Consider the following 13,986-nt stretch of genomic DNA (forward strand, 5'->3'; position numbering starts at 1 on the left):
CTCTTCCATGGTGAGGGACCGACAGCCGCAGGCCCGAGGGGGCCTGTGGTCAGACTTCATGGGGTGGATGAAGGCCCTGGCCGGGGCGTCCCCGGCCCGCGCGGCGCTGCTCATCTTCGCCTTCGCGATCGCCTTCTTCACGTCGCTGCTCATGATGCCGTGGGCCACGGCCAGCGGGCGTCCGGCCTCTCTGCCGGACGCCCTGTTCGTGGCCACCTCGGCCGTGTCGGTGACGGGGCTGACCCCGGTGAACACCGCGGAGCACTGGTCGTTGGCGGGGGAGATCACCATCATCGTGGCCATCCAGCTGGGCGGCCTCGGCATCCTCACGGTGGCCTCTGTGCTGGCCGCCAGCGTCTCCCGCAGCCTGGGCGTGCGCACCAAGCAGCTCGCTCAGGAGGGTTGGAAGACAGATCAGCTGGGGGAGGTCGCCAGTCTGATCCGCATCGTCATCATCATCTCGCTGGCCATCGAAGCCGCGTTGGCGGCCGTGCTGGTGCCGCGGCTGATCGCGATCGAGGGCGACGTCGTCACCGGCTTCTGGCATGGGATCTTCTATGCGATCTCGGCGTTCAACAATGCCGGGTTCGTGATCCATGCCGACGGGCTGGAGGCCGTAGGCCATGACCCGATCGTGCTCTGGGCCATCATGATCGGTGTGGTGCTGGGAAGTCTGGGCTTCCCGGTGCTCTACGTGCTGTGGCGGTTCCGCTGGCATTACCGCAGCTGGAACATCCACGCCAAGCTCACCGTGGAGGTCACGACGCTGCTGATGGTCGTCGGAGCGGCGATCTACGCGTTCCTCGAGTGGAACAACAATGCCACCATCGGGGAGATGCCGATGTGGGAGAAGCTGCAGAGCTCGCTGTTCGCGTCGGTGAACATGCGCTCGGGAGGTTTCTCCGTGGTGGAGTCCAACCATGAGAACTCCACCACCATGCTGATCTCGGACGCCCTGATGTTCGCCGGGGGCGGTTCGGTGTCCACGGCGGGCGGCATCAAGGTCACCACGATCGCGGTGATCTGGCTGGCGTTCCTGGCCGAGGCACGCGGTGACAAGGAGTCGGTCGCCCATCAGCGGACCATCCCGGCCTCGGCGGTCCGTGTGGCGGTCTCCGTGGTGGCCATGGGGGCCACACTGGTGCTGATCTCCACGCTGGCGCTGATGCACATCACCGGCCTGGACATGGAGCGGCCGCTGTACGAGTCGATCTCGGCCTTCGCGACGGTGGGGCTGACCTCGGGGCTCACCGAGGAGCTGCCGCCGTCGGGGCTGTATGTCCTGGCCGCCTTGATGTTCGCCGGCCGGGTGGGCATCATTACCTTCGCGGCCGCGCTGGCCGTGCGTCAGCGCACCACGCGCTACCGCTATCCGGAGGGGAGGCCGATCCTTGGGTGATCGCCGTCAACAACGCAACCGTCCCGTGCTGGTCGTGGGGCTGGGACGGTTCGGCATCGCGCTGGCCGAGCAGCTCATGGCCCAGGGCAAGGAGGTGCTCGCCGTCGAGCGGCACAGGGGTCTGGTCCAGAAGTACTCGGACACGCTCACCCATGTGCTCGAGGCCGACGCCACCGACATCGAGGCGCTGCGCCAGATCGGCGCCGACGAGTTCGACTCGGCGGTCGTCGGCGTGGGCACCTCCATCGAGTCGTCGGTGCTGATCGCGGTGAACCTGGTGGACCTGGGGGTCCGGCACGTCTGGGCGAAGGCCATCAACCCCACCCACGGGAAGATCCTCAAGCGCATCGGGTGCCATCACGTGATCTATCCGGAGCACGACGCCGGCGTGCGCGCCGCGCACCTGGTCTCCGGGCAGATGATGGACTTCATCAAGTTCGACGACGACTTCGCCATCGTCAAGATGCGGCCGCCGAAGGACCTGCAGGGCAAGACGATCGACCAGTGCCAGCCGCGGCGTCGACACGGCGTCAATGTGGTCGGCGTGAAGTCCCCCGGCAAGGAGTTCGTCTACGCCCAGCCGGACACCCTGGTGTCGCCGGGGGACACGATCATCGTCTCCGGAGACGTGACGAAGCTCGAGCACTTCGCCGAGAGCGCCTGATCGCCTATCCGGGTCGTCCTGTCGTAGGCTCGGGCGTGTGACACAGCCCTCGTTCCACGCCGCCGTGCCCACCACCGTGATCTGGGATCCGGCGCTGCTGGAGTACCGCTTCAACGCCACCCACCCGATGGATCCGGTGCGCCTGGACCTGACCCACAGGCTCTGCCGCGAGTTCGGGATCCTCGACGACCCTCTGGTGCGTCTCGTCGCGCCCGGCATCGCCGACGACGCCACCCTGCTGACGGTCCACGACGCCGACTATGTGGAGGCCGTCAAAGCCGCTTCGGCGGACGGTCTCCCCGCCCTGCAGCACGGGTTGGGCACCGAGGACACCCCGGTGTTCCCCCAGCTGCATGCCGGGGCAGCGCGGATCGCTGAAGGCGGCCGGTTGTGCGCGGAGGCCGTGCTGACCGGGGAGGCCGTCCATGCGGTGAACTTCGCCGGGGGCCTGCACCATGCCGGCCGGGCGCGGGCGGGCGGCTTCTGCGTGTACAACGACGCGGCCGTGGCCGTCCAGCGGCTGCTGGACGGCGGGCTGTCCCGGGTGGTCTACCTCGACGTGGACGCCCACCACGGCGACGGCACCCAGGACATCTTCTACGACGACCCCCGGGTCATGACGATCTCTCTGCACCAGACCGGGGTCTCGCTGTATCCGGGCACCGGGTTCCCCGATGAGATCGGCGGTACCGCGCCGGACGGCACGAGCGCCGCCGGCACCGTGGTCAACGTGGCGCTTCCGCCCCACACCGGCGACGCCGGCTGGCTGCGCGCCTTCCATGCGGTGGTGCCGCCGCTGGTGCAGGCCTTCGCCCCGGAGGCGGTGGTGTCCCAGCATGGCTGCGACACCCACGAGGAGGACCCGCTGACGGACTGTCGGCTCAGCATCGACGGGCAGCGTCAGCTGGCCCTGGACATCGCGCATCTGGCCGAGGAACACTGCCGGGACCGCTGGATCGCCACCGGCGGGGGAGGGTATGAGGTCCACCGGGTGGTGCCTCGCAGCTGGACGCATCTGGTGGCGATCGCCGCCGGCGATCCGCTGCCGCTGCGCACCGCGGTGCCCGAGCCCTGGCGGGACTACGTGCGGCGCACTTGCGGCGTGGAGACCCCGGAGCGGATGCACGACGACGCCGAACTGTGGTGGCGCAGCTGGGAGCTCGGCTATGACCCCGCGGACGCGGTGGACCGGGCGGTCATGCAGACGCGCAAAGAGCTGTTTCCGCACTACGGGCTCGACCCCTGGTTCGACTGAGCTCTGTGGTTCTCGGAGTTCGCACAGCGGTTCTGCCCGGAGAGAGCCGCCGTGTACACTGGTCGAGGTCTTCGGGCGCTGCGCCCGAAGACGTCCGGCCACGGACTGAGGAGGTGGAGTCCCCATGGATGGCAGTTGTTCTTGCAGCAGCGTCGTCGATCCAGGTGCCCGCCTCACTGTTCCCTCCGCTCTCTGAGTGCGGAGATGAGGCGCTGTGCGGCGCTGATCCTTTCTCGCTCGTCTTTCGCGGGCACCAGGCACCTCTGACCTGACGTCAATGACCGGCTCCCCTGCGGAGGCGGTCGGTCCTCGTGCGCCTCCGGACGGCACTCCGTCCTGCTCACCGCTCTGCTCACCGATTCATCCGCGTTCCGCCCGACCTCCTCTGCGGCTCAGTCCGTGCCTTCGCAGCACGAAGGGCCGCGCGTCGTCGTGTGCCGGGGGAGCGGCGGGGTGCCGGCCGGATCCGCACGGGACCGCTCCTGACCAGAAGGAGAATCCGATGCATGTGAACACCCCGTTGAAGGACCTGATCGACCGCACCGCCCTGGAGGAGCTGCGGTCCTGGCTGCAGCAGGCCTCCTCGGTCGAGGTCGCGGACGAGCTGGCGCGGCTCGATCCCGGCGACCGCGCTGTCGCCTTCCGCCTGCTGGGCAAGGATGAGGCGATCATCGTCTTCGAAGCCCTGCCCTCCGAACACCAGCGGACCCTCTTGGAGAGCCTGCGGGAAGACCGGGTCCGGGAACTCGTGGAAGAGATGTCGGCCGATGACCGCGCCCGCCTGCTCGATGAGATGCCGGCGAAGGTGGCGGCTCGGCTGCAGCAGGGTCTGTCGCGAGATGAGCGGCAGGCCACTTCGGCGCTGCTGGGCTACCCGTCGGAGTCGGCCGGCCGCGTGATGATCCCGGTGTCTCGGACATTTCGGGGAGACTCCACCCGCGAGCAGGTGCTGGAGAGCCTGAGCGGCGAGTCGGACCGCACGGGAAGACTCTCGGTCCTGCTGGTCACTGACGCGTCCCGCCGCCTGATCGGAATGACCGACCTCACCCAGGTGGTCACCAGCCCTCCGGGGACCACCGTGGGGGAACTGCTGGCCCCGGACACCTACTCGGTGACCGCCGATATTGGTCAGGAGGAGGCCGCCCGCCTCATCCAGGAGGCGGACCTCTTTGCGCTGCCCGTGCTCGACAGCGAGGAGCGGGTGCTGGGACTGATCACGGTGGACGACGCGATGGAGATCCTCGAGTCCGAGGTCACCGAGGACGCCTACCGCTCGGGCGGCGCTGAGCCGATCAAGGTGCCCTACCTCTCCGCGACGGTCTTCAGGCTTGCCCGGACACGGGCCGTCTGGCTGCTCTCGCTCATCGTCGCGGCGATCTTGACGGTCAACGTCCTGGAGTTCTTCGAGGACACATTGGAGTCCGTCGTGGTGCTGGCGCTGTTCATCCCGCTGCTGATCGACACCGGAGGCAACGCCGGTTCACAGGCCGCCAGTGCGGTGATCCGGGCCCTGGCGCTCGATGAGGTCCGGCTGCGCGATCTGCCGCGGGTCGTCTGGCGGGAGGCGCGGGTCGGACTGCTGCTGGGGCTGCTTCTGGCCGCGGTCGGGCTTCCGGTGGCCGCCCTGTTCTATGGCCTCGACATCGGAATCATCATTTCGCTGACGCTGCTGGTGATCTGCACCTGGGCCTGCTTCGTCGGCGGGGCGCTGCCGCTGATCGCCCAGCGGCTGCGGATCGACCCCGCAGTGTTCTCCGCCCCGGTGGTCACCACTCTGGTGGACGCAACCGGGCTGGTCATCTATTTCCTGATCGCCACGGCGGTGCTCTCCGGTGAGCTGAACGCCCTGGGCCTGGTGATGGGTGGGTGAGCCGGCATGTTCTTCCTGGCAGAGGACCAGATGGTCCTGGACGTCGTGCTGCGTATCGGAGCGGCCTTCGGCTGCGGCGTGCTCATCGGCATGGAGCGTCAGTGGAGGGCCCGGTCCGCGGGACTTCGGACGAACACTCTGGTCTGCCTGGGGGCCGCGCTGTTCGTGGTGCTCTCCTCCCTCACCCCGGGGGATGCCAGTCCTTCTCGGGTGGCCGCGCAGGTCGTCTCCGGGGTGGGCTTCCTCGGCGCGGGGGTGATCATCCGCGACGGGGGCAGTCTGCGGGGCATCAACACGGCGGCCACGCTGTGGGGGTCCGCCGCCGTCGGCTGCCTGTGCGGTGCGGGGATGTATATCCCTGCAGTGGTCGGCGTGTTGGCTATCGTGCTGGGCAATGTGGTGCTGCGTCCGGTCGCCCGTGGCGTGGAGCGATCGGTGCCCGCCAACCGTGCGGGCGCCGATGACCCGGTGGATTATGAGTTCACCGTGATCTGCCACGATGCTGAGGAGGCGCATATCCGCGCATTGGTGGTGCAGTCCATCGGCACGGGGGCGTTCAGTCTGCAGGGGCTGCAGTCAGAGGACATCGAGCACACGGGGCGGGTCAAGGTGGTGGCTCGCCTGACCGCGACCAGCCGCGATGACGGCATCTTCGAGACTGCGGTGAACCGGCTCAGCCTGGAGCGCGGAGTGACCGCCGTCCGGTGGCAGGTGGTCCCTCACGAGAGGGTCGAGCTGTAGCGGGCACCCACGCGTTGCGAGCGCAGGATAAGGGGCACCATCGCCGATTCCAGCCATGAGGCTTCGAGCCGCTACACTGTTCCGAGACCTTTCGACCATTCACCGACAGACAAGGATCTGCTCCCTATGGGCTCAGTGATCAAGAAGCGCCGCAAGCGTATGGCGAAGAAGAAGCACCGCAAGCGTCTGCGCAAGACTCGCCACCAGCGGCGCAACAAGAAGTAAGCTCAGCTGAGCTGACACAGACCCCGGAAGCGTCCACGCTCCCGGGGTCTGGTCGTCTCCGGGGAGGTCCGGGGCGGCTGAGTCTCATCGATGACCAGGAGGCTGACTGATATGGATCCGTCCCAGGAGCAGAGTGCGGTGAGCCCGGGCGGCGCGGGGGACCGCGGCGTCCTCGTGGAGGTGCTGACCAAGCCGGGCTGTCATCTCTGCGAGGAGGCGCTGGCGGTCACCGCCGAGGCCTGTGCGGAGTTCGGGCTGGAGCCGGTGGAAGTGGATCTGAGCGCCGACTCGGAGGCTCTGGAGCGCCACGCCGAGGAGATTCCCGTGCTGCGGATCGACGGTCGGGTGCGGGACTTCTGGCGCTTCGATCCGATCCGGCTGCGGCGGATGCTGCGGGAGGCGACCGCTCGCTGAGCGGCAGCCCTGGCCTTCCGGTCGTGGGTGCCCCCGCAGATACGAGGAGGGCCCAGCCGATCTCTCGGCTGGGCCCTCCTCGCAGGAGCCGACCGCACGGGTCGGCCGGAGCGGATGCTCAGTGGCCGTCGTCGTCCGGGTCGTGGTGTGCGGCCCCGGAGCCCCAGGTGTCCGGGCCGTGCTCGAGGTGCTCCACCACGGCCTCGTCGTAGCCGTCCGGGAGCAGGGCCCGGTACTCGGGCAGCACGCCGTCGAGCACGGTGGCGCCGATGTCCTCCGTGTCGCCGTCGACCGTGAGGGTGACGTCGTGGATGCTGCCGGGGGCTCCGCTGAAGTCCTCGACGATGAACTCCTCATCGTTCTCCAGGGAGACGGCCTGGCCGGCCGGCACGGTGAAGGAGTGGGACTGGCCGTCGGTGCTGATCTCGACTTCGACGTCCTCGACTCCGCCGTTGTTGACGGTGCCGATGGCACGGGCGGGTCCGCCCTCCTCGGCGCCGACGAAGGCGATGTGCCGGAACTTCACGTCGTCGATGTCGACGCGCACGCCGTCCGACCCGGAGTACTGGTGCGTGGTCGCCTGGTAGTTGATGGCGCTGCAGCCGGTCACGCCGATGACGGCGACGGCGGCCAGGGATGCCGCGGCCGCGCGGCGGACCTGGGAGGGGGCGAGCTTCACGTCGAGAGTCTCCTCACGATGTCGGTGCGACGATGATCGCCTCCAGACTACGTCATCTGTGTCCGTGCCAGGAGGCGTCACGCCGCAGATGTGGCCGCGCGGAGAAAGGTGCGGACGCCGCCGGGGAAGGCGGCGACCAGGCCCGAGGCCGAGGTCGACCCCAGGTCCGCGCGGAAGGCGGGTGTCAGCCGTGATTCTACAGGTTGTCGAAGAACTGCGGCCGCACACCTTATGCCGTGTGACGGCAAGGGTGGGATCCGACACGCTGTCACGCATGTGATCCGTGATAAACTTGTCCGCGGGAAAGGGGAACAATTACATGATTTTTGAGGTCGGCGAGACAGTCGTATACCCGCATCACGGAGCGGCCACCATCGAAGAGGTCAAGATGCGCACCATCAGGGGCGAGGAGAAGATGTACCTCAAGCTCCGCGTCTCCCAGGGCGACCTGACGATCGAGGTTCCGGCGGAGAACGTCGACCTGGTCGGCGTGCGTGATGTGGTCGGCAAGGAAGGCCTGGAGCATGTCTTCGACGTGCTGCGTGCCGAGTACACCGAGGAGCCGACGAACTGGTCGCGTCGGTACAAGGCGAACCTGGAGAAGCTGGCCTCCGGCGATGTGAACAAGGTCGCCGAGGTGGTCAGGGACCTCTGGCGCCGGGAGAACGACCGAGGCCTCTCCGCGGGGGAGAAGCGGATGCTGGCCAAGGCGCGGCAGATCCTGGTCTCCGAGCTGGCTCTGGCCAAGAAGCTCGAGGAGGACGAGGCGGAGAAGCTGCTGGACGAGGTGCTGGACGAGGCGCCCAAGCCGCAGGACGCCGACGCCGCGTCGGCGAAGAAGTGACCTGAGGCCCGACCACGGAGCGAGGCACACAACAGGTGAATCATCAGGTGGGACCCCAGGTCGCACCGGCTGAGACGAAGCGCCCGGATGCTGAACAGCACCGGGCGCTCGTCATTGTCGCGGCCGGAAGCGGACAGCGTCTGGGGCACGGCATTCCCAAGGCTCTCGTGGAGCTCGGCGGCCGTCCGCTGCTGGCGCATGCGCTGGACTCTCTCGGCCCGCTCCGGGCGCCCGGCCTCGGCATCGACCTCGTGGTCCTCGTGCTGCCGGGGCTGCCGCCGGCCCGGGAGCGGCTCGCGGCGCTCGGCGCCGAGCATGCGCGCCGCGCGGGCATCCCGGTGATCGTCCGCGACGGCGGCCCCTCCCGTCCCGCCTCCGTGGCGCGTGGTGTGGACGCCGTGGCCGAGCAGGCCCGGCACCACGGGTGGGATGAACGCTCCCTGACCGTCCTGGTCCACGACGCCGCCCGGCCGCTGACCCCCGCGGACGTCGCCGAGCGGGTGGCCCGACAGGTGGAGGCCGGTTCGGTCGCCGTCGTGCCAGCGGTCCCCGTGACGGACACGATCAAGCGTGTCGATCCGGCCGGACGCCTCGGCCACCACTCGGAGCAGGCCGAGCAGGTGCGCGACACCCTGCCGCGGGCCGAGTTGCGGGCTGTGCAGACGCCGCAGGGCTTCACCCTGGAGTTCCTGCTGCGGGCCTTCGCCCATCTGGGGGAGCTGAAGGCGGAGGAGGCCGAGGCGCTGACCGATGAGGCCATGGTCGCTGAGGCCCTCGGGGTCGACGTCGCCGTGGTCTCCGGGGACGCCCGTGCGCTGAAGATCACGACTCCGGCGGATCTGCTGGCCGCCGAGGCGCTGCTCGCCGAGCGCGGATCTGAGCCGTCCTCGCCGGGCACGGACCCTGCGGGGAGGCCCCCGGCCGTCGTCGTCCCGCGGGTCGGCATCGGGCATGACGTCCACGCTGTGGCATCGGCGGGGGAGCCTCGGGAGCTCTGGCTGGCGGGCCTGCATTGGCCCGGCGAGCAGGGACTCACCGGGCATTCCGACGGCGACGCGGTCGCCCATGCCGCCTGCGACGCCCTGTTCAGCGCAGCCGGTGTCGGAGACCTCGGCGTGCACTTCGGGGCGGACACCCTGGGCACGGACCGGGAGGACATGGAGGGAGCCTCCGGTGTGCGACTGTTGGAGGAGGCGGCGCGGATCGTGCGTGAGGCAGGATTCGAGATCGGCAGCATCTCGGTGCAGTTCGTGGCGAGGCGCCCCAAGTTCGGTCCGCGGCGCGAGGAAGCGCAGCGAGTGCTCTCGGCGGCGGCTGGGGCCCCGGTGGCGCTCAGCGCGACCACCTCGGACGGGCTGGGCTTCACCGGCCGCGGCGAGGGTGTGCTGGCCACCGCCACTGCCGTGCTGATCCCGCAGTCCCCGGCGCCAGCGGTCAGTTAGGCTTTCCCCGTGGCACTGCGACTCTATGACACCAAGACGGCGACCGTCCGCGACTTCGAGCCCCTCCAGCCGGGACGGGTCTCGCTGTACTACTGCGGGGCCACCGTGCAGGGCCGCCCGCATGTGGGCCACGTCCGCTCGGCGGTGGCCTTCGACATCCTGGTGCGCTGGCTCGAGCACAGTGGATACGACGTCCTGTCCGTCCGCAACGTCACCGACATCGATGACAAGATCCTGGAGAAGTCTGCCGCGTCGTATGCCGCGGACTTCGTGCCGGATGAGGACTACCCGGCGGGGGAGCCCTGGTTCGCCCTGGCCTATCGTTTCGAGCAGGCCTTCCATGAGGCCTATGACGCCCTGGGCGTGCGTCGGCCCCGGTATGAGCCGCGCGCCACGGGCCACATGACAGAGATGTTCACGCTCATCCGCCGGCTGATCGACGCCGGCCACGCCTATCCGGCCACCGACGACTCCGGCGACGTCTATTTCGACGTCCGTTCCTGGCCCGCCTACGGGGAGCTGACCCGCCAGCGGGTGGAGGACTTGCAGGACGCCCCCGATGCTGATCCGCGCGGCAAACGGGATCCGCGCGACTTCGCGCTGTGGAAGGGGCATAAGGACGGGGAGCCGGAGTCTGCCTCCTGGGACTCGCCCTGGGGTCGTGGTCGGCCGGGCTGGCATTTGGAATGCTCCGCGATGTCCACCAAGTACCTGGGTCCGACCTTCGACATCCACGGCGGCGGCCTGGATCTGCGCTTCCCGCACCATGAGAACGAACTGGCCCAGTCGGCCGCGGCCGGCGACGGCTTCGCCCGCTACTGGCTGCACAACGGCATGGTCACCTACGAGGGCGAGAAGATGTCCAAGTCGGTGGGCAACACGATCTCTCCGGAGGAGATGCTGGCGTCGGCCCGACCGGTGGCGGTGCGGTATTTCCTGGGTCAGGCGCAGTACCGCTCCCAGCTGGACTACCGGCCGAGCTCCCTGGCTGAGGCCGAGGCCGCCGTCGACCGCATCGAGACCTTCCTCGCCCGCGCAGGCGAGGATGAGGAGATCGCTCCCGGCGATGCCGTGCCCGAGGGGTTCGCCGCGGCGATGGACGACGACCTCAACGTGCCTGCGGCTCTGGCGGTGCTGCATGACACTGTCAGGGCCGGCAACACCGCTTGGGATGCGGGAGACCGCGGCACGGCCGTCGCCCGTGCTCGGGAGGTGGCGACGATGGCCTCGGTGCTCGGCCTGCTGGACGTCCCGTCCCCGAGCCGCGCTGCGGACGACGCCGGCCACGCCGCCCTCGCTTCCCTGGTGGAGGGTCTGCTTGAGGAACGGGCCGAGGCCAAGGCGGCGAAGGAGTATGCGCGCGCGGACGCCATCCGTGACCGGCTGACGGCGGTCGGGGTGCAGATCGAGGACTCCCGCGACGGCGCCCGCTGGTCGCTGGCCCGTGGAACCGACAAGGAGGCCGCTCATGGCTAAGGACTCTCGACCGAAGTCCGCCGCAGTGCGGAAGAAGCAGAAGAAGGGAGCCGTCGTCGGCTCCGGCGGGCAGGGGCGCCGCAAGCTCGAAGGCAAGGGCCCCACTCCGAAGGCGGAGGACCGGGTCTATCACAAGGCCCACCGGCAGAAGAAGCTGGCGGAGCGCGCCCAGGCCAAGCAGACTCAGCAGCAGTCCCGCGGCCGGCGCGGCTCCGGGCACGGAGCCGATGACGTCGTCGCCGGGCGCAACGCGGTGGTCGAGGCGTTGGCCGAACGGGTGCCGGCCCGCGAGCTGCACATCGCCACCGACATCGACTCGGACGGACGGGTGCGTGACGCACTGCGCCTTGCCGCGGAGCAGGGTGTGCGTGTCAAGGAGGTGGCGCGCCGTCAGCTGGACACCACCACCGGCGACGCCGTCCACCAGGGCGTTGCTCTGGTGCTGGAGCCCTATGACTACGCCGACCCGGTGGAGCTGACCGAGTCCCTCCTGGAGAGCGCGAAGAAGGGCCACATCCCGCATCAGCCGCTGCTGGTGGCCTGCGATTCGATCACGGACCCTCGCAACCTGGGCGCCATCCTCCGTGCCTCGGCTGCCTTCGACGCCGACGCCGTGATGATCCCGGAGCGTCGCAGCGCCGGCGTCACCGCCACGGCGTGGAAGACCTCGGCCGGGGCGGCGGCACGGATCCCCGTGGCCCGTGCCAAGAACTTGACTCAGGCGCTGAAGGAGGCCAAGGATCAGGGATACTTCGTCCTAGGGCTCGACGGCGGCGGAGAGGTCGAGCTGCCCGGGCTGGAGCTGGCGCTCGAACCGATCATCCTGGTGGTGGGCTCGGAGGGCCGCGGGCTGTCGCGTCTGGTGCGCGAGACCTGCGACCAGATCGTCTCGGTGCCGATCGCCTCCTCGACCGAGTCGCTGAACGCCTCCATGGCGGTGGGGATCTCCCTCTACGAGGTGGCGATGCGTCGTCGGCGTGCCGACTGAGCGCGCGGATCGCCACGAGATCGGGGTCACCCTGCGGTAACGTCGGTGAGGGGGCGGGCAGGCCCGTCCGGATCTGAGGTGTGAGGAGGCACGGATGGCGCGAGTGCGTGGTGAGGAGCAGCCTGGCTTCCTGGAAGTCATGGAGAACTGGCTGGTCCACCAGCCGTGGTTCCCTGCGCTCCGAGGTCGTCGCGTCTTCACCCGCGTGGGCGGTCTCCGCCTTCCGACTCCCGCCGGCGATGCCGACCCGGAGCTGTTCCTGGAGGTGCACGTCTTCGACGTGGACCACGTCGCCTCTCGACGGGAGCGTCACCGTGACCAGGTTGCCGTTCCGGTGGCCGTGCGCAGTCGGCCCTCCGCCCTGGCGGGGAAGAACGCCTTCATCGGCCGGCTGGCCCGAGCCGACGGCGCTGAGGTGTGGCTGTACGACGGCGCCCGGGACCGCGCCTTCCTGGCCGCCTGGCTGGAGATGGCGCGACGCCGGCAGGGCAGTCGCAATGGGCGGTCCAGGGGAGAGGCCATGGCCGGGTTCGATCAGTGGTCCCCTTTCACCGTCCAGCTGCGCCGGACGGCGAGCGAGTCGAAGCTCCGCCCGGTGACCCGCACGATGGTCACCCCTGAGGGGCTCTCCGACGACGCCGGTCTGTCCCAGCGCGTCGTGGTGGAGTTCCAGCGACGCCCCCGTTCCGTGCGGGACATCGAGCTCGAGACCGCGATGACGCTGACCGAGTCCGACTCGTCCTCGATCGCGAAGGTGCTCGGCGTGGTGAGCTGTTCGTGGGAGGACCGCACGGCCGCACTGGCAGAAGGGGTGGAGGAGGCCTGGGCCACAGGTGACCTGGCGATCATCCGGGAGGCGATCGGCCAAGCCCCCGATGGACGGACCCTGGCCAGGAAGGCGATGGCAGAGGGGAAGACCTTCAAGCGCCTGGCTCGGCGGATGGGTCGTGCCCTGGGTGACTTCCACGCGGACCTGGCGACGGCGTTCGGCGGGCACCCGCAGAGCCGGGAGCAGCTGAAGGTGATGGCGGACCAGGCACGCACCGATCTGCGGGCCCACTGGGAGCAGGTCCGTGAGGAGTTCGACGACGATGAGCGCACGGACATGGCGGAGGTCGTCGACCTGATGCTCTCCGAGCTGCGAGAGGTCGACGAGCCTCTGCAGGTGCAGCGCATCCATGGAGCCTTGGGCCTGGCGCACACCCACCTGGCGGATCCGGAGTCGGAGCGATGGATCTTCAATGAGGACGGCGGCATGGCAGACCAGGCTCTGCCGCTGCGGGACGTCGTCACGATGCTGATGTCCTTCGCCAACGTGGTGATGGAAGCGGCGAGCGAGGGCCACCAGGGCAAGAAGCCGGCCGAGGTGGACGCGGTGAACTTCGGACAGTGGTACGAGGACGTCTCCGAGGTGTTCCTTGAGGGATACCGGCAGTCTGAGGCAGACACCACCGGAGTGGACTCGGTGTTCTTCCGAGCGGCCATGCTCTCTGAAGCGATGGACCTGTTCTCTCGCTGGCAGGGGCAGTGGGTCTTCCGGCCCTCGATGCTGCTGCAGGCGGAGTCTTGACCTGGGGGATGTCGCGAGCGTGAGCCGTGCGTCGCGAATTGTGACCACGGTCTCATCCACGTGCAGCTCCCGGAGAGGGGTCCTGGCAGGGCTGGATCCCAGTGCTGGCGCGGATTTCGGGGCGCTGTTCACGCCGAGTTTACATTCGCTCAGAGATGGTGCTAGAGTTTCATTCCGCGCCGGGGACGACGGCAAGGCCGACGGGCCTGGCGCAGGCTTCGAAGTATTCGAGGACATCCTGATGAGATCGAGCAGCTCGGATCGAGCGGGTTTGACAAGCAGGATGGATCAGGTAAGATAGAGAAGTTGCTTTCCGGAGGGCGGCTCGGGACCGGGTTTGACAGCCGGAAACGAGATGTTCTAGGATAGAAAAGTTGCTTCGGAGCGATCCGGAAAGCGAAAATTGACAACAGAGAATA

The 13,986-nt window shown here is 68.8% G+C and carries 13 protein-coding genes; 12 read left to right on the forward strand and 1 reads right to left on the reverse strand.

The window, feature by feature from the left end; all coding sequences use genetic code 11:
- Nucleotides 1–7 precede the first annotated feature (7 nt).
- The 7 genes from ABD658_RS08635 (at nt 8) to ABD658_RS08665 (ending at nt 6,568) form a co-directional block, all read left to right on the forward strand.
- Nucleotides 8–1,399 carry a TrkH family potassium uptake protein gene (locus ABD658_RS08635; protein WP_344685696.1) on the forward strand — a complete coding sequence of 464 codons (1,392 nt, stop codon included), beginning with the start codon at nt 8–10 and terminating at the stop codon, nt 1,397–1,399.
- The gene (locus tag ABD658_RS08640) at nt 1,392–2,063 is read left to right on the forward strand and encodes a potassium channel family protein (protein WP_083277765.1); all 672 of its coding nucleotides are present in this window, start codon (nt 1,392–1,394) and stop codon (nt 2,061–2,063) included. Before ABD658_RS08635 ends, ABD658_RS08640 begins: the two co-directional genes overlap by 8 nt.
- 94 nt (nt 2,064–2,157) lie before the next feature.
- Entirely contained in the window at nt 2,158–3,318 is a 1,161-nt protein-coding gene (locus tag ABD658_RS08645; RefSeq protein ID WP_425574500.1) for an acetoin utilization protein AcuC, read from the forward strand.
- Nucleotides 3,319–3,820: 502 nt separating this feature from the next.
- Complete coding sequence (gene mgtE, locus ABD658_RS08650; RefSeq protein ID WP_344685692.1) at nt 3,821–5,188, forward strand: magnesium transporter; 1,368 nt, start codon at nt 3,821–3,823, stop codon at nt 5,186–5,188.
- 6 nt (nt 5,189–5,194) lie between these two features.
- Complete coding sequence (locus ABD658_RS08655; RefSeq protein WP_344685690.1) at nt 5,195–5,929, forward strand: MgtC/SapB family protein; 735 nt, start codon at nt 5,195–5,197, stop codon at nt 5,927–5,929.
- Between the two features lie 126 nt (nt 5,930–6,055).
- Complete coding sequence (locus ABD658_RS08660; RefSeq protein ID WP_081652675.1) at nt 6,056–6,154, forward strand: 30S ribosomal protein bS22; 99 nt, start codon at nt 6,056–6,058, stop codon at nt 6,152–6,154.
- A gap of 111 nt (nt 6,155–6,265) precedes the next feature.
- Nucleotides 6,266–6,568 carry a glutaredoxin family protein gene (locus tag ABD658_RS08665; RefSeq protein ID WP_344685687.1) on the forward strand — a complete coding sequence of 101 codons (303 nt, stop codon included), beginning with the start codon at nt 6,266–6,268 and terminating at the stop codon, nt 6,566–6,568.
- A gap of 118 nt (nt 6,569–6,686) precedes the next feature.
- Here ABD658_RS08665 and ABD658_RS08670 read toward each other — a convergent pair whose 3' ends face one another.
- Entirely contained in the window at nt 6,687–7,247 is a 561-nt protein-coding gene (locus ABD658_RS08670; RefSeq protein WP_344685685.1) for a hypothetical protein, read from the reverse strand.
- Between the two features lie 319 nt (nt 7,248–7,566).
- Here ABD658_RS08670 and ABD658_RS08675 point away from each other — a divergent pair, with 319 nt between their 5' ends.
- The 5 genes from ABD658_RS08675 (at nt 7,567) to ABD658_RS08695 (ending at nt 13,567) form a co-directional block, all read left to right on the forward strand.
- Nucleotides 7,567–8,091, forward strand: coding sequence for a CarD family transcriptional regulator (locus ABD658_RS08675; protein WP_070162238.1), 525 nt, complete (start codon nt 7,567–7,569; stop codon nt 8,089–8,091).
- A 47-nt stretch (nt 8,092–8,138) separates the two neighbouring features.
- Entirely contained in the window at nt 8,139–9,533 is a 1,395-nt protein-coding gene (ispF, locus tag ABD658_RS08680; RefSeq protein WP_344744295.1) for a 2-C-methyl-D-erythritol 2,4-cyclodiphosphate synthase, read from the forward strand.
- Between the two features lie 9 nt (nt 9,534–9,542).
- A complete protein-coding gene (cysS, locus tag ABD658_RS08685; RefSeq protein WP_344685682.1) occupies nt 9,543–11,009 on the forward strand; it encodes a cysteine--tRNA ligase in 1,467 nt (488 codons plus the stop codon).
- Complete coding sequence (gene rlmB, locus ABD658_RS08690) at nt 11,002–11,997, forward strand: 23S rRNA (guanosine(2251)-2'-O)-methyltransferase RlmB (RefSeq protein WP_344685680.1); 996 nt, start codon at nt 11,002–11,004, stop codon at nt 11,995–11,997. Before cysS ends, rlmB begins: the two co-directional genes overlap by 8 nt.
- 94 nt (nt 11,998–12,091) lie before the next feature.
- A complete protein-coding gene (locus tag ABD658_RS08695) occupies nt 12,092–13,567 on the forward strand; it encodes a maltokinase N-terminal cap-like domain-containing protein (protein WP_344685678.1) in 1,476 nt (491 codons plus the stop codon).
- Nucleotides 13,568–13,986: the final 419 nt, after the last annotated feature.

The organism is Nesterenkonia aethiopica, assembly GCF_039534665.1.
GTDB lineage: Bacteria > Actinomycetota > Actinomycetes > Actinomycetales > Micrococcaceae > Nesterenkonia > Nesterenkonia aethiopica.

Coding starts and splice junctions, on each gene's coding strand:
- ABD658_RS08635 (WP_344685696.1), top strand. CDS start 8: ATGGTGAGGGACCGACAGCCGCAGGCCCGAGGGGGCCTGTGGTCAGAC.
- mgtE (WP_344685692.1), top strand. CDS start 3,821: ATGCATGTGAACACCCCGTTGAAGGACCTGATCGACCGCACCGCCCTG.
- ABD658_RS08655 (WP_344685690.1), top strand. CDS start 5,195: ATGTTCTTCCTGGCAGAGGACCAGATGGTCCTGGACGTCGTGCTGCGT.
- ABD658_RS08660 (WP_081652675.1), top strand. CDS start 6,056: ATGGGCTCAGTGATCAAGAAGCGCCGCAAGCGTATGGCGAAGAAGAAG.
- ABD658_RS08665 (WP_344685687.1), top strand. CDS start 6,266: ATGGATCCGTCCCAGGAGCAGAGTGCGGTGAGCCCGGGCGGCGCGGGG.
- ABD658_RS08675 (WP_070162238.1), top strand. CDS start 7,567: ATGATTTTTGAGGTCGGCGAGACAGTCGTATACCCGCATCACGGAGCG.
- rlmB (WP_344685680.1), top strand. CDS start 11,002: ATGGCTAAGGACTCTCGACCGAAGTCCGCCGCAGTGCGGAAGAAGCAG.
- ABD658_RS08695 (WP_344685678.1), top strand. CDS start 12,092: ATGGCGCGAGTGCGTGGTGAGGAGCAGCCTGGCTTCCTGGAAGTCATG.